Annotated in this window: 18 protein-coding genes; 4 read left to right on the forward strand and 14 right to left on the reverse strand. The window is 62.6% G+C overall.

The genetic code is table 11. The annotated features are described in order from the left end of the window. The 4 genes from JWP26_RS11800 to JWP26_RS11815 all read right to left on the reverse strand — a co-directional run. Positions 1-261, reverse strand: a 261-nt coding sequence (locus JWP26_RS11800; protein WP_299727560.1) for a Dabb family protein, incomplete at its 3' end; no start/stop codon positions are given. A 31-nt stretch (positions 262-292) separates the two neighbouring features. After that, the gene (gene parC, locus JWP26_RS11805) at positions 293-2590 is read right to left on the reverse strand and encodes a DNA topoisomerase IV subunit A (protein ID WP_299727563.1); all 2298 of its coding nucleotides are present in this window, start codon (positions 2588-2590) and stop codon (positions 293-295) included. Positions 2591-2708: 118 nt separating this feature from the next. Further along, a complete protein-coding gene (gene recO / locus JWP26_RS11810) occupies positions 2709-3419 on the reverse strand; it encodes a DNA repair protein RecO (protein ID WP_299727566.1) in 711 nt (236 codons plus the stop codon). Beyond that, positions 3420-3905 (reverse strand): MarR family transcriptional regulator, encoded by a 486-nt coding sequence (locus JWP26_RS11815; RefSeq protein WP_299727569.1) that lies wholly within the window; start codon positions 3903-3905, stop codon positions 3420-3422. Between the two features lie 99 nt (positions 3906-4004). Between JWP26_RS11815 and JWP26_RS11820 the strand changes: the two genes are divergently transcribed. After that, complete coding sequence (locus JWP26_RS11820) at positions 4005-4349, forward strand: antibiotic biosynthesis monooxygenase (RefSeq protein WP_299727572.1); 345 nt, start codon at positions 4005-4007, stop codon at positions 4347-4349. Between the two features lie 207 nt (positions 4350-4556). Here the strand turns inward: JWP26_RS11820 and era are convergent, their stop codons facing one another. The 7 genes from era to rpoZ all read right to left on the reverse strand — a co-directional run bounded on the left by era (position 4557) and on the right by rpoZ (position 10987). After that, entirely contained in the window at positions 4557-5483 is a 927-nt protein-coding gene (era, locus tag JWP26_RS11825; protein WP_299727575.1) for a GTPase Era, read from the reverse strand. Further along, positions 5480-6187 (reverse strand): ribonuclease III, encoded by a 708-nt coding sequence (gene rnc, locus JWP26_RS11830; protein ID WP_299727578.1) that lies wholly within the window; start codon positions 6185-6187, stop codon positions 5480-5482. Before rnc ends, era begins: the two co-directional genes overlap by 4 nt. Then, positions 6184-7002: a signal peptidase I gene (gene lepB, locus JWP26_RS11835; protein WP_299727580.1), complete on the reverse strand. Its 819-nt coding sequence runs from the start codon at positions 7000-7002 to the stop codon at positions 6184-6186. The genes rnc and lepB overlap by 4 nt, the downstream gene beginning before the upstream one ends. 30 nt (positions 7003-7032) lie before the next feature. Further along, positions 7033-7452, reverse strand: a complete 420-nt coding sequence (gene acpS, locus JWP26_RS11840; RefSeq protein WP_299727583.1) for a holo-ACP synthase — start codon at positions 7450-7452, stop codon at positions 7033-7035. Continuing rightward, positions 7449-8042, reverse strand: a complete 594-nt coding sequence (gene pyrE / locus JWP26_RS11845; protein ID WP_299727586.1) for an orotate phosphoribosyltransferase — start codon at positions 8040-8042, stop codon at positions 7449-7451. The genes acpS and pyrE overlap by 4 nt, the downstream gene beginning before the upstream one ends. Continuing rightward, positions 8035-10311: a bifunctional (p)ppGpp synthetase/guanosine-3',5'-bis(diphosphate) 3'-pyrophosphohydrolase gene (locus JWP26_RS11850; RefSeq protein WP_299727589.1), complete on the reverse strand. Its 2277-nt coding sequence runs from the start codon at positions 10309-10311 to the stop codon at positions 8035-8037. The genes pyrE and JWP26_RS11850 overlap by 8 nt, the downstream gene beginning before the upstream one ends. 307 nt (positions 10312-10618) lie before the next feature. After that, positions 10619-10987 (reverse strand): DNA-directed RNA polymerase subunit omega, encoded by a 369-nt coding sequence (gene rpoZ, locus JWP26_RS11855; protein ID WP_299727592.1) that lies wholly within the window; start codon positions 10985-10987, stop codon positions 10619-10621. A gap of 254 nt (positions 10988-11241) precedes the next feature. Between rpoZ and JWP26_RS11860 the strand changes: the two genes are divergently transcribed. Further along, positions 11242-11832 carry an NYN domain-containing protein gene (locus JWP26_RS11860; protein ID WP_299727595.1) on the forward strand — a complete coding sequence of 197 codons (591 nt, stop codon included), beginning with the start codon at positions 11242-11244 and terminating at the stop codon, positions 11830-11832. A 270-nt stretch (positions 11833-12102) separates the two neighbouring features. Here JWP26_RS11860 and smpB read toward each other — a convergent pair whose 3' ends face one another. Further along, positions 12103-12537 carry an SsrA-binding protein SmpB gene (gene smpB, locus JWP26_RS11865; RefSeq protein WP_299727598.1) on the reverse strand — a complete coding sequence of 145 codons (435 nt, stop codon included), beginning with the start codon at positions 12535-12537 and terminating at the stop codon, positions 12103-12105. Between the two features lie 7 nt (positions 12538-12544). Then, positions 12545-13420, reverse strand: a complete 876-nt coding sequence (dapA, locus tag JWP26_RS11870; protein WP_299727601.1) for a 4-hydroxy-tetrahydrodipicolinate synthase — start codon at positions 13418-13420, stop codon at positions 12545-12547. A gap of 247 nt (positions 13421-13667) precedes the next feature. On the opposite strand from dapA, the gene JWP26_RS11875 reads away from it, so the two are divergent. After that, on the forward strand, positions 13668-15689 hold the full coding sequence (locus tag JWP26_RS11875) for a lytic transglycosylase domain-containing protein (RefSeq protein WP_299727604.1): 2022 nt from the start codon (positions 13668-13670) through the stop codon (positions 15687-15689). A gap of 273 nt (positions 15690-15962) precedes the next feature. Continuing rightward, positions 15963-16904: an alpha/beta hydrolase gene (locus JWP26_RS11880; protein WP_299727607.1), complete on the forward strand. Its 942-nt coding sequence runs from the start codon at positions 15963-15965 to the stop codon at positions 16902-16904. Between the two features lie 20 nt (positions 16905-16924). Here the strand turns inward: JWP26_RS11880 and JWP26_RS11885 are convergent, their stop codons facing one another. Then, complete coding sequence (locus JWP26_RS11885) at positions 16925-18748, reverse strand: OmpA family protein (protein ID WP_299727610.1); 1824 nt, start codon at positions 18746-18748, stop codon at positions 16925-16927.

Here is an 18748-nt window from a genome sequence, read left to right on the forward strand (position 1 = left end):
CGCTGCAACCAGCCGAGCTCCGGCCTGCTGATGTTCGGCATCGGCGAGATAGACCTCACGCGCCTCAGCGTCGGCAAGGTCCATGATGAAACCGTCATTGAAGCCCTGCCCGGCTCCCTCGGGCGAAGTGTTGGGGCCGAACTTTGCCGAAAGCAGCCCGGGAATGCGACCGACCAGGGCGCCCAGCCCCGCATAGATGGCGGCGCGCTCGGCCTGTGGCACTTCAGGGCGGAAGCGGAAGAACACGCAGTGGCGGATCATGTGAGAGCTTTCAGAAGCAGATCGGACAGGGTTAGCCAACGAACTTGTTGTTGCGCGGAAAGCCGTTTGGCGGCTGGCGACCGGCGGCGGCGCGATCGCCGATCCAGTCCGTCAGCTCTTCGGCTGGCTTGGTGAAGGTGCGGCCCGAGCTGTTGGTCCAGGTGAGGCCCGTGGCGGCAAAGAAGCATTTGAGGTCGGAAATGCCGCCATCCTTGTAGCGCTGCAGGCGCACGCCGCGGCCGCGACTCATGGTGGCGAGCTGGCTGAGCGGGAACACCAGCATCTTGCGGTTCTCGCCGATCACTGCCACGCGGTCGCCTTCGCAAGGCACGAGCAGTCGCGCTTCCTCGGGCGCAGTGACATTGAGGATCTGCTTGCCCTTGCGGGTATTGGCGATCATTTCGTCTTCCGAAACGATGAAGCCATAACCGGCGGCGGAGGCGATGATGCGCTTGGTGCCGGGGCGATAGAGGAACAGGTCGAGGATATCCTGGCCTTCCTCGATATCGACCATGATGCGCACGGGTTCGCCCTGACCACGGCCGCCGGGCAGCTTGTCGCCGCCCAGGGTATAGACCTTGCCGCCGGTGGTCAGCAGCAGGAGTTTGTCGGTGGTCTGGGCATTCAGGCTGAGCTTGAGGCGATCTCCGGCCTTGAAGCCCTTCTCGTCGACCTCGGCATTGTGGCCCTTGAGGGCACGAATCCAGCCTTTTTCGGAGAGCACGACGGTGATCGGCTCGCGTTCGATGAAGGCTTCGGTGACTTCGGCGTGGTCGGCGCTAGGCATGTCGCCGAACATGGAGCGACGGCCCCCGAGCGGATGCAGCGCGCCATTGGCGTCGAACATCGGATAGGCTTTTTTGAGTGCCTCGACCTGCTTGGAGATTTCGCCCCATTGGCGCTTGTCGGAGGCCAGCAGCAGCTCGAGACGGCCCTTTTCATCGGTCAGGTCGCTGTGCTCCTTGCGAAGCTCGATTTCCTCCAGCTTGCGCAAGGAGCGCAGGCGCATGTTGAGGATGGCCTCGGCCTGGTTGTCGGTGAGCGAGAAGGTGCTCATCAACATGGGCTTGACCTCATCCTCCTCGCGGATGATGCGGATCACCTCGTCGAGGTTGAGATAGGCGATGATGTAGCCTTCGAGCACTTCGAGGCGGTTGGCGATCTGTTCGAGACGATGGCTGGTGCGGCGCTGCAGCACGATTTTGCGGTGATCGAGCCAGGCGCGCAGGGCATCGCCGAGACTCATGACGCGGGGCACGGTGCCCTTGTCGAGCACGTTGAGGTTGAGCGGGAACCGCACCTCGAGATCGGTGGTGCGGAACAATTGCTCCATCAGGATATTGGCGTCGACCGTGCCGGCGCGCGGCTCCAGCACCAGGCGGATGTCGTCGGCGCTTTCGTCGCGCACGTCCTTGAGCAGCGGCAGCTTTTTGGCAAGCAGGAGTTCGGCGATCTTTTCGACCAGGCGCGACTTCTGGATGCCGTAGGGAATCTGGGTAACGACGATCTGATAGACGCCGCGGCCCTTTTCTTCTTTTTCCCAGACGGCGCGCAAGCGGAACGAGCCGCGGCCAGTTTCGTAGGCATTGACGATCGCAGAGCGGGTTTCGACCAATTGCCCACCGGTGGGGAAATCGGGGCCGCGCACCAGATCGTCGGCGCTGAGCGGGCTCGACAGGTCCTGATGGATCAGTTCCTCGGTGGTCGCGGCGGGATTGTAGATCAGCTTGAGCGCGGCATTGCAGAGCTCGACGAGATTGTGCGGCGGCACAGAGGTGGCCATGCCCACGGCGATGCCGGTGGAGCCGTTGGCGAGCAGGTTTGGGAAGTTGGAGGGCAGGACGACGGGCTCTTCGTCCTCGCCATCATAGGTGGGTTTGAAATCGATGGCGTCTTCGGTGATGCCTTCGAGCAGGCGCGTGGCCACGTCGGTCATGCGGCTTTCGGTGTAGCGCATGGCGGCGGCGCTATCGCCGTCGATATTGCCGAAATTGCCCTGGCCATCGACCAGCGGGTAGCGCAGGGCGAAATCCTGGGCGAGGCGGACCAAGGCGTCATAGATCGACTGGTCGCCGTGCGGGTGGAATTTACCGATTACGTCGCCGACGATGCGGGCCGATTTCTTGTAGCCCTGGTTCGGATCGAGCTTGAGTAGGCGCATGGCATGGATGATGCGGCGATGGACCGGCTTGAGGCCGTCACGGGCATCGGGGAGCGCGCGCTGGGTGATGGTGGAGAGCGCATAGGACAGATACCGCTCTTCCAACGCCGCGCGCAGATCGACGATGCGCTGATCGTCGGCGGGAGGAAGGGTATCGGATGCGGCCATGGGGAGAGGTCTCGTGAGAACGAATCAGGATTGGACTATAGCGGACGGGGCGTTGAGATACACGCCAAACGCCCGGATTATGGGGAGTTTCCCCCATTCTAAAGCGAGTTTGGACGGCTCAATCGTGGTGCTTGGTCAGGCTGACGATCAGTGCGTCGCGCACTGAAGGGGCCGCGATATCGCGAGGGCCCCAGACGTGCATCTCGAGGAAATGGCCGGTGAGGCGGAAGGCATTGCTGATGTCGTCGGGGGAGGCGTTGCCGCGGTGGGTGAGGCAGGCGGCGAGTGGCAGGAGGCGGTCGAGGTAAGGCTGGGCGGCGCCGCGGGAGACGGCGCGGCCGGATTTGGGGGAGACGTGGGTCAGGTCGGTGGTGACACCGGTGGCGGCGCAGCTGGTGAGATCAAGGCCGAAGCCCAGTTCGTCGAGCACGGCGAGTTCGAAGCGGGCGATGGCGGCGCCGTCGGGGGCCGAATCCAGCAGGTTAAGGGCCATGCCGAGGAGGCGGTCGTGGGGATCGCGTTCGGGGAGCAGGTGAAGGAGTTCGCAGATCAGCTGGCTGGCGTAGAGGCGGGTCCGGTCGGCAATGAGGTCGGCGGCCCGGGCGGTGAGCAGTTCGGTTGAAAAGGTGCCGAGGTGATCTTCGAGGCGGGCGCGCCAAACCAGTTGGACAGTGTTGCCGGGCTGGAAGATGGCGGCGGTCTTGGGGGCGCGGCCACCGCGCACGAGGCCGAGCCAGCGGCCGCGGCCAACCACCATGGCCTCGGCGATAAGGCTGGTTTCACCGTGGCGGCGCACACCGATCAGCAGGCCTTCGCCGGTCCATTCCATTCAGTCTTGCTCGAGCGTTCCGTCAACGCCCGGCTCCTCATCCAGCCGGTTCCACAGTGCTTTTAGGACCTCGGCGGCAATTGCGATCTTGCCCGCATCAAGGTCTGCGGCGAGGTCGTCCACCCACGGCCTCTGCACCTTGGCCGCCGCGGCCATGATCGCTTTTCCGTCGGCGGTAAGCTGGACGAGCTTGGCGCGCCGATGGCGCGGATTATCCTCAAAGGCGAGCAAGCCCTGGTCGGCCAATTCATTGACGATCCGCTGCACACCCTGCCGAGCCAATCCCATATCGCCGGCAAGGTGGGCGACCGGCTGCGGGGCGCTAGACATGGCTACCGCCCCGAGCACTTGCCACCGTGCGCTGGTCAGACCCAGAGGGGAGACCAGCTTGTCGCCCGCAGCAACAAGCCTTCCATTGGCACGGAAGATTTCCAGAAACAGACCACTCAAGGCCATCGATGTTGCATGCGCTGCATCGGATTTCATATTGACAATATATTACCAATAAGACAACTTGTTGTCAATTAAATACTCTTGGGGACGGTATCGAACTGCCCAAGTGCCACTTTAACGGATGGAGACACCATGAAGACGCCCTCACAACTACACTACGGCTCGATCTATCGCATCGACAAGTTCAGCGTGCCAGACGCCGCGCGCCAGCAATTCCTCAACCAGCTCAACGAGACCAAGGATTTCCTCGATGGCCAGGCCGGATGCCGACAAAACCTGGTGCTGGAGGTTCAATCAGGGTCCGACCGCTTCAACTTCGTTACAATAGTGGAATGGGACAATGTCGAGGCTTTCCAGAACGCCAAGGCGGCAATGCAGGAGGAGCGCCGTGCCAGCGGGTTCAACCCGCAAGAGTTTATCGCCCGGTTGGGAATTGAGGCCGATATGGCCAATTACGGACCAGTCGGGACGATATGAGGGGCGGCACACCGGTCAACAGGCTTTCGCCGGTCCATTCCATCTATTCTTCTCCCCATCGGGGAGAAGGTGGCGCGAAGCGCCGGATGAGGGGGAGCGTGGGGCACTCACAGGGTTTATGGGTGTGGAGAGATTCCCCCTCACCCAGATCGGCTGTGCCGATCCGACCTCTCCCCGATGGGGAGAGGAATAGGAAGAGCAGCTCGCTCAATTCTTTCCGTGTGGGTATTCAAGCCCCATTTCGCGGTAGCGTTCGGGGTCGTCGCCCCACTTTTCGCGGACCTTGACGAAGAGGAAGAGGTGGATGGGGACTTCGTACATCTCCATCAGTTCCTTGCGGGATTCCTGGCCTATGGTTTTGATGGTCTGGCCGCCGGCGCCGAGCACGATCTTTTTGTGAGTGTCGCGGGTGACGTAGATGACCTGGTCGATCTTGTAGGAGCCGTCCTTCTGGATCTTGAAGCTCTCGGTCTCGACGGTGGAATTGTAGGGAATTTCGTCGTGGATGCGCAGGAACAGCTTTTCGCGCGTAATCTCGGCGGCGGTGATGGCCATGGTGAGATCGGTCAGGTGATCCTCGGGGAAATGCCAGGGGCCGGGCGGGATGTGCTTGACGCACCAATCCATGAAGTCCGGCACGCCGTCGCCCTTGAGCGCCGAAATCATGAAGGTGGCTTCGAAGCGCAGCTTGGCATTGATGGTCTCGGAGAGCTTGAGCAGGTGCTCGCGCTTGACCGCATCGACCTTGTTGAGGATGAGAATTTTGGGATGGTTGACGTTGGCCAGACCTTCCAGAAGAGATTCCAGATCCGGGCCCAAACCCCTTTCGGCATCAAGGATAAAGGCGACGATGTCGGCATCCCCTGCCCCACCCCAGGCGCTATCCACCATGGCGCGATCGAGCCGCCGCTTGGGCGCGAAAATGCCGGGCGTGTCGATGAAGACGAGCTGGGCCTTTTTGTCCTCAAGGGTGACGACGCCGCGGACCTGGCTGCGGGTGGTCTGCGCCTTGTGGGTGACGATCGAGACCTTGGTGCCCACGAGAGAATTGAGCAGCGTCGACTTGCCGGCATTGGGCGCCCCGACGAGGGCGATAAAGCCACAGGAGGTTTCGACGAGAGGTAATTGGTTCATGCGGGGGTTTTCCAGACGTTTTGAGCGATGAGGAAGGCCTCGGCGGCCTTGTGTTCGGCAATCTTCTTGGACGGACCGCTGGCGCTGAGCGGGGGAAACTCGCCGAGCGCTACGGTAATGGTGAATTCGGGCGCGTGGTCGGGGCCGGTGCGGGCCGACTGGATATAGGCGGGCGGTTCGAGACCGCGGGCCTGGGCCCATTCCTGCAGCGTGGTCTTGGCATCGGCGCGGTCGGGCTGGCCTTCAAGCAGCTGGTCGCCGAACATGCGCTCGACGAACTCATAGGCCTTGCCCAGACCACCATCGCAATAGATGGCCCCGATGACGGCTTCGGCCACGTCGCCCAGAATGGCTTCCTTTTCGGCGCCGCCGGTGCGTGCTTCGCTGGTACCGAGGATCATGGCCGCGCCGAGATTGAGCTGGCGGGCGATGATGGCGCAGGTTTCCTTGCGCACCAGGGTGTTGAGGGTGCGCGAGAGTTCGCCCTCATTGGCCTTGGGCAGGCGGCGATAGAGCATATCGGCGACGACGAGGCCAAGCACGCGGTCGCCGAGGAATTCGAGGCGCTGGTAGGAGCGCTCGATGCGCTTGGCGGGCGAGAGAGCGCTGGAATGGGTCAGCGCGCGGTCAAGCAGGTCCGGGTCGGCAAAGCGATAGCCTAGCCGTTGTTCCAGACCTGAATGGGACCGGGCGCGCTGGCTCACTGCCCGGTAACGCGTGGGGTGTAGTTGTTGACGTTCTGGAACATACGGTCCCAGCGGACGTTGGCGGGCCACTGCCAGATCTGCCAGGGTGGAATATTGTTGGTGATGGAGAAGAAGGTGGCTTCGGCTTTCGCGATCAGGTTGGTGGCGGGGACATAGCCAACCGACTGCAGCACGCGGCTATCGGCGGAGCGGTCCCGATTGTCGCCCATCATGAAGAAATGGCCGGCGGGGACGACGTATTCCTGGGTATTGTCGAGCTGAGCGTCGTCGGAGATTTCCTGGATGATGTGGGTCGTGCCTTCCGGGAAGGTTTCCTTATAAACGGTCACTTGGCGGTCGTCGCCGGTGCTATCGGTATCGATGATGGTGCCGACCTTCTCGCGCTCGACCATGACGTCGTTGATGTAGAGACGGCCGGCCTTCATCTGGATGCGATCGCCGGGAAGGCCGACAACGCGCTTGATGTATTCGATGTTCTGCGGCACCGGGCGGAACACGGCGACGTCGCCGCGGTTTGGGTCGCGGCCAAAGATGCGCCCATTGATGGGGAGTTCAAAATCCAGCAGCGTGAAATCGCCGTAGCGGCCGAGCGAGAACGAGTGCTTGCCATAGCCCCAGACCCACTTATTGGCGACGAAGTAGTCGCCGATCATCAGGGTCTGCTGCATCGAGCCGGTGGGGATCGAGAACGGCTGGTAGAGGAAGGAGCGCAGCACGATGGCGATCAGCAGCGCCTCGACCACGACCACGATGGTATCCCACCACTCGTTAGTCGCGGACTTCTTGCTGGTTTTTGGTGCGGACTGGCTCATTGATATCCCCGAAACGGTGCTTGCAGACGGTTAGAGCGTTGCGGGGGTCTGGTCAATTGGCAGCGCTTCGATGATCACGAACGCTTGCGCGAGGCCGGCGTCGTCGGTGATGGTCAGGTGAATGTGGGGAACATGGCCGGGCGGCACAAGGCGGGCGAGCGCTTTGGCCGCGCCATTGGTCAGATGCATGGTCGGTTTGCCCGATGGCAGGTTTACGACGCCCATGTCGCGCCAATAAACGCCAAAACTAAGGCCGGTGCCGAGGGCCTTGGAGCAGGCCTCCTTGGCGGCGAAGCGCTTGGCATAGGAGGCGGCGCGCTGGGCGCGGCGATCGGACTTGCGGCGCTCGATCTCGGTAAAGCAGCGCTGAGTGAAGCGCTCGCCGTAGCGTTCGAGCGTTTTTTCCACGCGGCCGATCTGGCAGAGGTCGGAGCCGAAGCCGATGATCATTTGACCCCCTGAATGCCGCGACTGCCGGGTTTGACGGGGGGGATGGCGGCGAGTTCGGGTGGGAGCTGGTCGGCGGGGTAAGCGGGGACCTTGAACTGGATCAGTGAGACCAGCGGCACACCGACATCGGCTTCGCCGCCGGAGCGGTCGATGAGGCAGGCGGCGGCGATGACGTTGGCGCCGATGGCACGCAGGGCCGCGACGCATTCGCGGATGGACAGGCCGGTGGAGACGATATCCTCGACGACGATAACCTTGTCATCGGCGGAGATTTCGAAGCCGCGACGCAGCTCGAACTTGCCGTCGACGCGCTCGGTGTAGAGCGCGGGGACATTGAGGTGGCGGGAGGTTTCGTAGCCGGGGATGATGCCGCCGATGGCGGGGGAGACGACTTTGGTGACGTCGCCGTAGCCTTCGGCATGGATTTTTTCGGCCAGTGCCTTGCAGAGCTTTTCGGTCTGGGCGGCGTATTGGAAAACCTTGGCCTTTTGCAGGAAGACCGGCGAGCGCAGGCCGGACGACAGGATGAAGTGACCCTCCAGCATGGCGCCGCAGTCGCGGAAGATGGCGAGCACTTCGTCTTTATTCATTGTCGTCTCTCCGTTCGACCTGACCGTCCCATTCCAGCGTCGAAATCATGCCGGCTTCGCGCACGCCGGCACGTTGGACGGAGGAAAGGCCGGGGCTGCGCTTGAGCGTTGCCAGAACATCGGTCAGTTGCGCAAGGTCGCGGACCTCGATTTCAAAGATCATCTGGTGGAAATCGGGCGAAATCATCCGCATCACTAGATTATTGATGTTGGCGTCGCAGGCGGCGATGGCGGAAGTGATCTGCGCTAGTGAGCCGGGCTTGTTGACGGACTCCATGGTGATGACGGTGGCATAGAGCTTGTCCTCACTGCTCGGATGCCAGCGGACATCGACCCAGGCGACGTCCTGGTCGTGCATCTCGTTGAGGGCGTCCGAATGGATCGGATAGACCAGCATGGGCATATCCGGCTGCATGATGCCGACGAGGCGATCACCGGGAACGACGCCCTCGCTGGAGACCTGCACCTCGGTGTGGAAATCGAGCTGGCGCATGGCCAGCTTGGCGCGCGGACCGGGCTTCTGGCCGCCGGGAACCCGGAAGCGAAACAGGTCGGTCGAGCGCAACGCGAACCAGCCGTCGGCGGTGTCGGCGACGGGTAGTTCCAGCTTGCGGCGGCGCTTGCGCAGGCCCTTGATGCGCGCCAGCTCATTGGCCAGTGGCTCGCTGCCGATCTTGCCCTCGCCAACGGCCATCAGCAGTTCGCGGCGGCTGGTGACGCCGAGCGACTCGGCGAGCGCTTTGGCCTCGCTGTCGTCGAGGGAAACGCCTTCGCGCTCTAGCATCATCGAGAGGACGTGCTCGCCCAGAGCAAAAGCGCGCTGATTGGCGGCGTTGCGGACCGAGCGGCGGATGGCGGCGCGGGCCTTGCCGGTGGCGGCGATGCCGATCCAGTTGCTGGGGGGCAAGTGGTTCTGGTCGCGGATGATTTCGACTTCGTCGCCGCTGCGGAGCTGGGTGACCAGCGGCAGGATAGCGCCGTTGATCTTGGCGCCGACGGTGGTGTCGCCGATATCAGTGTGCAGGGCGTAGGCGAAATCGATGGGCGTGGCGCCGCGTGGCAGCGCAATGAGGCGGCCGCGCGGGGTGAAGCAGAACACCTGGTCCTGGAACAGCTCCAGCTTGGTATATTCGAGGAAATCCTCGGTGGATGAGCCGGCGGTCAGGTGGCCGATGGTGGTGCGCAGCGAGCCGTAGGCTTGGGATTCGTTCTCAAGGCGATTAAGATCGGCGGAGGCGCCGTCCTTGTAGAGGGCGTGGGCGGCGATGCCGTATTCGGCGATCTTGTCCATTTCCTCGGTGCGAATCTGCAGTTCGGCGCGCTGGCGGCCGGGGCCGACGATCGTCGTGTGAATGGAGCGGTAATCGTTGTGCTTGGGGACCGAGATATAGTCCTTGAAGCGGTTGGGCACGACTTTCCACTTGGTGTGGACGACGCCGACAGTGCGGTAGCATTCCTCGACCGAGCCGACGATGACGCGGAAACCGATCATGTCGGAGAGTTGTTCCAGCGCGATGGATTTGCGCTCGATCTTGTTGAAGATGGAATAGGGCGACTTCACGCGCGCCTTGACCCGGGCCGAGATGCCTTCGGTAGCGAGGCGTTCACTGAGTTCGGTCGAAATTGTCGAGATGGTTTCGCGATATTCGGCCTGCATCTCGTCGAGACGCTCGGTGATGGCATTGTAGTGATCGGGCTGCAGGATCCTGAAGGAGATGTCCTCAAGCTCGTTGCGCATGTCCTGCATACCCATGCGGCCGGCGAGCGGGGCATAGATATCCATGGTTTCCTGGGCAATGCGGGTGCGCTTTTCGGGCGGCATGTATTGCAGGGTGCGCATGTTGTGGAGGCGATCGGCGAGCTTGACCAGGAGGACGCGGACATCCTGGGAAATGGCCAGCAGCAGCTTGCGCAAGTTCTCGGCCTGGGCCTCCTCGCGGGAGACCAGGTTGAGGCGCTCGATCTTGGTCAGGCCATCGACGATGGCGCCGATCTCGGGGCCGAAGAGCTGGTCGATTTCGGCGCGGGTGGCGTCGGTGTCCTCGATGGTGTCGTGCAGCAGGCCCACGGCGATGGAGGCGTCATCGAGTTTCAGCTCGGTTAGAATGGCGGCAACTTCAAGGGGATGGTTGAAGTAGGGGTCGCCCGAGGCACGCTTTTGCGAGCCATGCTTCTGCATGGCGTAAACATAGGCTTTGTTCAAAAGGTCTTCGTCGACGTCCGGGTTATACGCCTGGACGCGTTCGACGAGTTCGTACTGACGCATCATGGGATTGGGTGCCGCTCACTCTTGGAACGAGCTTAGCGCTTTGGGAAAACAGTGGGAAGGGCGGGAATTGAGTTAGCCGCCCTGTGGGGTGTTACGGGTGGATTGTAGCTAACCGGTCACCCCCTCCCTGCCTCCCCCATCAAGGGGGAGGTGTCTCTCCACACTAGTGACTCTATGGAGTTCAACACGCCAGACGGCACCTCCCCCATGATGGGGGAGGATGGGTGGGGGTGCGCGGAGCAACCGGCCAAAAACAAAACACCCCCGGCCGAGGCCGAGGGTGTTGATTTCAACAGACTGCAAAAAATCAGTCGTCGCGACGTTCCGGTGGCGCGAGGCTTTCGATGCCGCGCAGGAGTTCGTCTTCGCTCATGGTGTCGAAGCTCAGCGAATCGTCGTTGCTGTCGTTTTCGATCATTGGCGCGGCGTGCTGTTCGGGCTCATCGACCTCGACATATTTCTGCAGCGAGTGGATCAGATCCTCGTGCAGGTCATCGGGGGAAATGGCGCCATCGCCGATTTCGCGCAGGGCGACAACGGGATTCTTGTCGTTATCGCGCGACACGGTGATCTGGGCGCCGGACGAAATCATGCGCGCGCGATGGGCGGCCATGAGTACGAGATCGAAACGGTTTTCGATCTTTTCAATGCAGTCTTCAACGGTGACGCGGGCCACGGACGTCTCCACACTTTGGGGGATGAAGGGTTCCCTTACACGAGGGAGCCGACAGACACAAGGTTTGGCTTAACCGGTGATGATGCCCCTGCCCTGCGTCAGAGGCGTGACACCCTATCGCGGAGTTAACTTGCGTAGAATGGTTCAAATGTGCCAATACCAATAGCCAGTTAAAGTCTTCTGCGGAATTTATTACGGCACAAGGCATTGTTGCCATTGAGTTTTTGGACCCGCAGGGCCGTTTAGGAGTTCGTATGGCGATCGATCCCCGCGAAAAAATCGTGTTATTCATCGATGGGGCCAATCTGTACGCGACCTCCAAGGCCATCGGCGTGGACATCGACTATCGCCGACTTCTGGCCGAATTCAGCGCTAAGGCGTATCTGCTGCGGGCCAATTATTACACCGCGCTGGTCGAAGACCAGGAATACTCGTCAATTCGCCCGCTGATCGACTGGCTGGATTATAACGGCTTCACCGTAGTGACCAAGCCTGCCAAGGAATTCACCGACGCCAGTGGCCGCCGCAAGATCAAGGGCAATATGGACATCGAACTGTGTGTCGATGCCTTGGAGCTGGCCCCGTTCTACGATCACATGGTGTTGTTTTCGGGCGATGGCGACTTCACTGCGCTGGTGGCGGCGCTGCAGCGCAAGGGCAAGCGCGTGACCGTGGTGTCGACGCTGACCAGCTCGACGCCGATGATTTCCGATGACCTGCGGCGGCAGGCGGACTTTTTCATGGATGTCGCGGAACTGGCGAAATCTGTGGGGCGGCCGCCGAGCACGCGGCCGGTGGTGGCGCCGGTCTCGCCTGTAGCGCCTGTGGTTCCGGACGAGGAATAAACTTTCCTCTTCGCGGCTTCTACGATTTGATACTCCATCCACCCACGGACTTGATCCGCGGGTCTCTCGCAACACAATGCGAATGGAGAAAGGCCCGCGGATCAAGTCCGCGGGAAGGGCCGGTGGTGGGAAAGCGGGTTGGCTCGTTAATGTCTCAGGGTGACATGCAAGCGTTGCGAGCCTCTAGCCACGAGAGTAAGTCCCCTACTCCCGCGCACCATTCTTCATGATGCGGGATTTGTCGCGATTCCAGTCGCGGTCGCGTTCGGTTTAGCGCTTGTCGTAGTTCTTCTTGCCCTTGCCGATGCCGATCAGGACCTTGGCGCGGCCCTGGTCGTTGAAGAACAGCTTGAGCGGCACGATGGTGTTGCCGGCACGCGAAACTTCCTCGCCCAGCTGGGCGAGTTGCTTCTTGGAAACAAGGAGTTTGCGCGGACGCCTTTCCTCGTGGTTGAAGCGATTGGCCTGCAGATATTCCGGGATATGGGCGTTGATCAGCCACAACTCGCCCTTTTCGGGCGAGGCATAGGACTCGGTGATCTGCGCCTTGCCCAGGCGCAGGGATTTGACCTCGGTGCCGGTCAGCACGAGACCGGCTTCCATGGTCTCGCCGATGGCATAATCGTAGCGCGAGCGGCGGTTTTCAGCCACGAGACCGTGGCTGATGACGCCGTTCTTGGCTTTGTCGTTCTTGGGACCGGCCATACTCTACCTAGATCAGCCCCGCATGGGCCATTGCAAAATCCATCGCGTCGCGAGTCGCCTTGCCAATCGGCACCAGCGGCAGGCGCAGTTCGTTGGCACACAGGTTCAACCGGTTGGCGACGTACTTTGCCGGCGCCGGATTGGGCTCCATGAACAAGTCCTTGTGCAGGTAGGCCAGCTTGTCATTGATGGCGCGCGCACCGACGAAGTCACCGGCCAGCGACAGCTCCTGCAGCTGCGAGCACAAGCGTGGCGCCACGTTGGCGGTCACCGAGATACAGCCATGGCCGCCATGGGCGTTGAAACCCAGGGCGGTACTGTCGTCGCCGGACAGCAGGATGAAGTCCTTGCCCAGCTTGTTGCGCTGCGCGGTCGTCCGCTCAAGGCTGCCGGTGGCGTCCTTGACGCCAACAATGTTGTCATGCGCTTCGGCCAGACGCGCAATGGTATCGACGGTGAGATCGACGATGGTGCGGCTCGGGACGCTATAGAGAATGATCGGAATGCCCACGGCGCCGGCGATGGCCGAGAAGTGCTGGAACAGCCCTTCTTGGTTGGGCTTGTTGTAGTAGGGCACGACGGACAGCACGGCATCGGCACCGGTCTCTTCGGCGAAGCGGGCCAGCGCGACGGCTTCTGCAGTGGAATTGGAGCCGGCCCCGGCGATCACCGGAACGCGCTTGTTGGTGACTTCGACGCAGATTTCGACGACGCGGCGATGCTCCTCATGGGACACGGTGGGGCTTTCGCCCGTCGTTCCCATTGGCACGAGGCCATGGCTGCCTTCGGTGATCTGCCAATCGACAAAGGCCGAGAAGGCTTTCTCATCCACCGCTCCGTTGACGAAGGGGGTCATGAGCGCCGTGATAGAGCCTCTCAGCATGGTCGGAAAATCCTCATTGAATATGCCACAGTTCAGCCGTGGCGGGATGGCAGAACCCAGTGATGGGCCGCCGATTAACGCGGCGCACCATACTTTTTGTTGGACGCCATCACAAGGACAAGCACGCCACAGCCAGCACGGATCATCGGCGCGAAACCTATTGTTCACCTAGATAGGGTAACTTTGGGTTAACCGCAAGGATGGGGCCCTTGCTGGATGACGTAACGAGTACCAGCAGGACGGCACTATGGACACTCGCCTTCGGGCCAGCGTGTTCGCTGCGGTTTTGGGCTTCCTGAGTATTGCCCCACTCACGCATGCGGTCACTGACGACCCTGTCGACATGACCACCACCGGCTCGATCAGGGCCGCGAGCGTCGTTGTGCCCGACGCTGCGGGATCGCCGGAATTCAGGGCGGCGCTGGCCGTGTTGGATGGTGGCAAGGCGGCGGATGCCTATGTGCTGGCGCGGGCATTGCCCAATGACACCGAGCGCCGGGCGCTGCAGTGGGCGGCGATCTATTTTCATGGCGGGGACATTGATTATTCCAGCATTGCGCGCTTTGCCGCGGATGCGCCGGGCTTTGCCTCGGCCGAGATCTACAAGACGCGGCTGGAGCAGTCGCTAACCAAGGCGAAGCCGGCGGGCGCAGAGGTCATTGCGCAACTGGGTGGGGCGGTGCCCAATACGGTCGATGCGCAGATCATGCTGGCGCAGGCCTATGTCGCCAGCGGGCAGACGGCGCGGGCCACGACGCTAGCGCGCAGCCTGTGGGTGGATAATTTCCTGACGGTGGAACAGGAAAAACTGGCGCTGGATAGCCTGGGCGGCCTGTTGGATCGCGACACGCATTGGGCGCGGGCGGTGCACCTGATGATGAATGATCGGGCGGCGGCCAGCGAGCGGCTGTTGCCGTTCCTGACGGCGGCGCAAAAGAGCTTGGTGGTGGCGCGGGCGGCGGTATCGCGCAACGACGCGGACGCCAAGAAGCTGCTGGATAATGTCGATCCGGCAATGCAAAGCCACCCGGTGTTCATTTTTTCGCGGGCGCAAAGAGCGCGGCAGTTCGAGCTGTGGGACAGCGCGGTGGACTGGCTCGCCAAGGCCAAGGGCGAACTGCCCGACGCCGCCGAGTGGTGGTATGAGCGGCGGACGCTGACGCGGGCACTGCTCAATGTGGGCAAGCCGGAACTCGCCTACAAAGCGGCGGCGGGGTACACGAACGGGCCTGAGGGCCGAATGGTTGAAGCGCATTTCCACGCGGGCTTCATCGCCCTGTCCTTTCTCAAGGATGCGGCGAGCGCCAAGGCGCATTTTACCCAGATGGCGTCGCATTCGACGCTGCCCGATACGGTGTCGCAGGCCAATTACTGGCTGGCGCGGGCCGATCTGGCGCTGGGCGATGCCATTGGCGCCAAGGCGGCGTATGCCGCGGCGGCGGAGCATGGCACGGTTTATTACGGTTTGCTGGCGCGGACGGCTTTGGGCGAAACCGGGGCGGGCATCAGGCCCCTGCCCGCCTGGCAGGATAGCGAGACACTGTTTTCGGCCAACGAGGTGGTGCGGGCCGTGAAGCTGCTGGCGGCCAATGGGCACGGCATCTGGGCGGTGCCGCTGTTGCGCAACCATGCGGCGGGGCTGAAAAGCGGCGGCGAATTGCTGCTGGCGGCGCGGCTGGCCCAGGAAATCGGCGCGCATCATCTGGCCATCGCCATAGCCAGTGATGCTGACAAGCAAGGCTTTGCCCTCGACCTGTTCAGCTTTCCCAAGGATGGGTTGGCGGCAGACGTTCCCCTAAACGCTGATCGGGCGGCGGTTTACGCGATTACCCGGCAAGAATCGATGTTCCAGATCGATGCGGTTTCGGTATCGGGAGCGATGGGGCTGATGCAATTAATGCCGGGCACCGCCAAGGACACGGCCCGCGATGTCGGCGTCGACTACTCGGCGGCGCGGCTGACCAGCGATCCGGCCTACAATGCGCTGCTGGGATCGACCTATCTCGGCAAGCAATTGCAGCGCTATGAGGGATCGCTGCTATTGGCGGCGGCGGCCTATAATGCCGGGCCGGGCAATGCCAGCAAATGGATTGCCGCCTATGGCGACCCGCGCGCCGACAATGTCGATCCGGTGGTCTGGGTTGAGCTGATCCCGTTCCAGGAAACGCGCAAATATGTGCAGCGGGTGCTGGGGAATTATCTGGTGTACCGGCAGCGGCTTGGCGACACCGGGATGACGATGACGCAGGCGTTGCGGACGATTGAGTGAAGGTGGGTTCCTCGGCTGGCTGAACGGTCTGCTGCTTCGCCTATTTGCTTAATTCACCGTGGCTTTATCCCTCCCCATCCACCGACCTTCCCGCGGGCCACGGGCCGCTTGTGCCATGCTGATAGTGGCCCGCGGATCAAGTCCGCGGGAAGGACAGCGGGGTGAGAGGCCCGTGCGTCCAACATCGGGTATGAGAAGAGCTTGCAAACACAGTTTGCGCTTGAGGACCGATGCCCGCTGCCGGTAAATGGCGGGGCAATCGAGTGTTCGCCTATGTTCAAGACACGCAAATTTCCGGCCGATCATCCGAGCTTTGCGGCACTGCCGGTGCGGATGGTGACGCTGGGGGACGGCGGCCTGCAGGCGGCCGTGCATGTGAGCGGGACGCTGTCGAGCCGGCGAATACCGGTGATCTGCGTGCCGGGCTATCAGCGAAATATGACGGATTTTGCCGAATTTACCGACTATTTTCAGCGTGTTGGCGGTGGCAACTGGCCGGTCGTGTTGATCGACCTGCCCGGACGCGGGCGCAGCAGCGACCGGGCCAGCGCCGACGATTACGGCTCCCCGCGCGATTCTCGCAATGTGGCATCAGTGCTGATGGCGCTGGGTATCGAGCGGGCAACGTTCATCGGCCAGGGCTATGGTGGGCAGGTGACCATGACCCTCGCGGCGGCGCATCCGCTACTGGTCGCGGGCGTGGTACTGCTCGATGCTGGGCCGGTCACAGATTCACGCGGCATCGTGCGGCTGCGCAATAATCTCAAGCATGTCGAGAGCCTGCGGGGCGCCAAGGCGGTGACGGCGGGGTTCCGCAAAATGCTGCTGGGCGATTATCCCGGCAGCAGTGAAAGCCAGCTCGATAGAATGATGGCGCGCAGCCATTTTCTCGACAAGCGCGGTCGGGCATGGCCGTTGCACGATCAACGGCTGATCGACGCGCTCGAGGCTTTCAGTTTCGACGATGTGCTGACGGCGCAATGGCCATTGTTCGACGCGCTCGAAGGGACGCCGCTGATGCTGCTGCGCACGCAACTGACCGATCAAGTGCGACGCGAGACTTTTGAGGAAATGGTGCGGCGCCGGCCGGACGCGGTAGCCCTGACCATCGCCGGCCAAGGCTCGCCGGCACTGTTCGACCAGCATGAAGAAATCGAGGCCGTGGCGGAATTCGCCATGGCGGTCAGCAGCAAGAGGCTGGGCAAGGCGGCCTAGCCGCCGCCTTGCCTTCATCATTAATCCACGTGGTGCTCGAGCACCTTGATGACGATGCGGCGGTTCAGCCGTTTGCCCGCGCTGGTGTCGTTATCGGCGATGGGTTGGGATTCGCCATAGCCAACTGCGTAGAGCCGCTCGGGCGCGATCTTGCGGGCGATCAGCGCATCGATCACCGCCTCGGCGCGAGCCACCGATAGCGCCAGATTGAGCTGATCGTCGCCATCGGCATCGGTGTGACCCTCGATATCGACATCTGCCGCTGGGCAAAGGGCCAGGTAACCGGCCAATTCGTCCAGAGGCGCGGAGGATTCAGGCGCAAGCACGGCGGCGCCGGACTGGAACAGGATGGCGTTGCGCGTCGAGAATTCGGCGACGCTGGCCTGGCAGGCATCGAGTGGCGGTGGCGCGGAAATGTTCAACGTCCAGGATGCGCCGGCGGGCAATGCGGCAACGCTGGCCATGACGGCATCGCGGGCGGCATTGGTCTGGGCCTTGCCGGACAGGCTCCACTTGCCGGTGGCGAAGCTCAACTGCCCGTTTTCCAGCTCCATCAGGCCGCGAATGCCCGTCTCGGCGTTGATGATGAAGTCATCGGGTGCACCGACGGCAATGGTGACGCCGGTGGTCGGCGCGCCGGTGATGACGCCGAAGAAGCGCAAAGCCGGATCGGCAGGGAGCTGGCCGCTGAGCGTAACGGCTCCCCCTGCTCCGCGACTAGCGGCGAAAGTGTAGGCGGGGTCGACCTTGGCGGTGACGGGTTCGGTGACCGGTGGCTTGGTGACTTCAGGCGCGGCGACGGGGGGCGTCAGTTCGCTCGGCTCGGGCTTTGCGACGGGCTCAACGGGTTTGGGCTCGGCGGGTGTCGTTTCGGCGGGCAGCGGCAGCGGCTTGGTGGTGTCCGGCTCCACGGCAGGCTCGGTGACAGTCGCCGCCGGCTTGGTTTTTGGGGGCGGGTTGGCGGCGGCAGCGACGTCGACATTAAGCGTCCAGCCGGACGCCGAGAGCCGCCTGGTGGTGAAGGCGGCCTCGATCGCGGTTTTGGCGGCAGCCGTGGCGGCGGTGCCGGACACGGTCCAGTCGGTGCCGTTAAAGGCTGCGGTGCCGGTGTCCAGCCATTTCAGCAGCCCCAGCGCTGTGGTGGCGGAGACGATGAGGTCGTCGGGCTCGCCAGAGGCATAAGTCACTGCGGCGACAGAGGGATTTCCTTCCGCAACGGCCAGGCTGGCCTTGGCGGCGACGTTGGGCAGCATGCCGGTCAGGGCGACCGAGCCATCTGCCGTTTTGGTTGCCGACAGCAGGTAGGGCGCGGCGGGCGGCGCCTGGATTTCGTTGCGGGCCAGAAGGAGGCCTTGGGGCGAACCGGCGGCAATCAGTTCGGATAGCGCTGTGTAATCCGCGCTGGAACGGGCGACGCCAGCCAGAGTGACGTTCTGGCCATCCAGGGCGAAGCGGCCTTCGCTCAAACGCGCGAGTATCGCGAGGCCAAAGTCGACAGCGGCCTGGTAATTTTCAGGCGCGCCGCGGCCCAGCTTGAGGAAATTGGTATCAGCGCCCTCGGTCTCAGAGAGGCGCTTGCGGGTGGCGTCGTCGGGGGCATAGCCATCGAAGACGATGACACCACCGGACTGTCGGGTGGCGCTCATCCAGTAATCGGAGATCATGGGCGACTGGACCGTGACGATGGAGCCGGCCTGGGCCAGTTCGAGGGTCGCCGGTGCCGCGATTGTTCGCGCATCGCCATCCGACGCAGCATTGGCGCCGCTGATGGTAGCGGCAAGCGCGGCTCCACCCAGAACCGTTATCAGGCCAGGCGTAACCCACTTCACAACGAGCTTGATCAT

Source organism: Devosia sp., from assembly GCF_028290435.1.
In the GTDB taxonomy this organism is placed as follows: domain Bacteria; phylum Pseudomonadota; class Alphaproteobacteria; order Rhizobiales; family Devosiaceae; genus Devosia.

What these genes read in the sequence shown, in the direction of transcription:
- parC (WP_299727563.1), bottom strand. Translation starts at nt 2,590, where the DNA reads ATGGCCGCATCCGATACCCTTCCTCCCGCCGACGATCAGCGCATCGTC.
- recO (WP_299727566.1), bottom strand. Translation starts at nt 3,419, where the DNA reads ATGGAATGGACCGGCGAAGGCCTGCTGATCGGTGTGCGCCGCCACGGT.
- JWP26_RS11815 (WP_299727569.1), bottom strand. Translation starts at nt 3,905, where the DNA reads ATGAAATCCGATGCAGCGCATGCAACATCGATGGCCTTGAGTGGTCTG.
- JWP26_RS11820 (WP_299727572.1), top strand. Translation starts at nt 4,005, where the DNA reads ATGAAGACGCCCTCACAACTACACTACGGCTCGATCTATCGCATCGAC.
- era (WP_299727575.1), bottom strand. Translation starts at nt 5,483, where the DNA reads ATGAACCAATTACCTCTCGTCGAAACCTCCTGTGGCTTTATCGCCCTC.
- lepB (WP_299727580.1), bottom strand. Translation starts at nt 7,002, where the DNA reads ATGAGCCAGTCCGCACCAAAAACCAGCAAGAAGTCCGCGACTAACGAG.
- acpS (WP_299727583.1), bottom strand. Translation starts at nt 7,452, where the DNA reads ATGATCATCGGCTTCGGCTCCGACCTCTGCCAGATCGGCCGCGTGGAA.
- pyrE (WP_299727586.1), bottom strand. Translation starts at nt 8,042, where the DNA reads ATGAATAAAGACGAAGTGCTCGCCATCTTCCGCGACTGCGGCGCCATG.
- JWP26_RS11850 (WP_299727589.1), bottom strand. Translation starts at nt 10,311, where the DNA reads ATGATGCGTCAGTACGAACTCGTCGAACGCGTCCAGGCGTATAACCCG.
- JWP26_RS11860 (WP_299727595.1), top strand. Translation starts at nt 11,242, where the DNA reads ATGGCGATCGATCCCCGCGAAAAAATCGTGTTATTCATCGATGGGGCC.
- smpB (WP_299727598.1), bottom strand. Translation starts at nt 12,537, where the DNA reads ATGGCCGGTCCCAAGAACGACAAAGCCAAGAACGGCGTCATCAGCCAC.
- dapA (WP_299727601.1), bottom strand. Translation starts at nt 13,420, where the DNA reads ATGCTGAGAGGCTCTATCACGGCGCTCATGACCCCCTTCGTCAACGGA.
- JWP26_RS11875 (WP_299727604.1), top strand. Translation starts at nt 13,668, where the DNA reads ATGGACACTCGCCTTCGGGCCAGCGTGTTCGCTGCGGTTTTGGGCTTC.
- JWP26_RS11880 (WP_299727607.1), top strand. Translation starts at nt 15,963, where the DNA reads ATGTTCAAGACACGCAAATTTCCGGCCGATCATCCGAGCTTTGCGGCA.
- JWP26_RS11885 (WP_299727610.1), bottom strand. Translation starts at nt 18,748, where the DNA reads ATGATCAAGCTCGTTGTGAAGTGGGTTACGCCTGGCCTGATAACGGTT.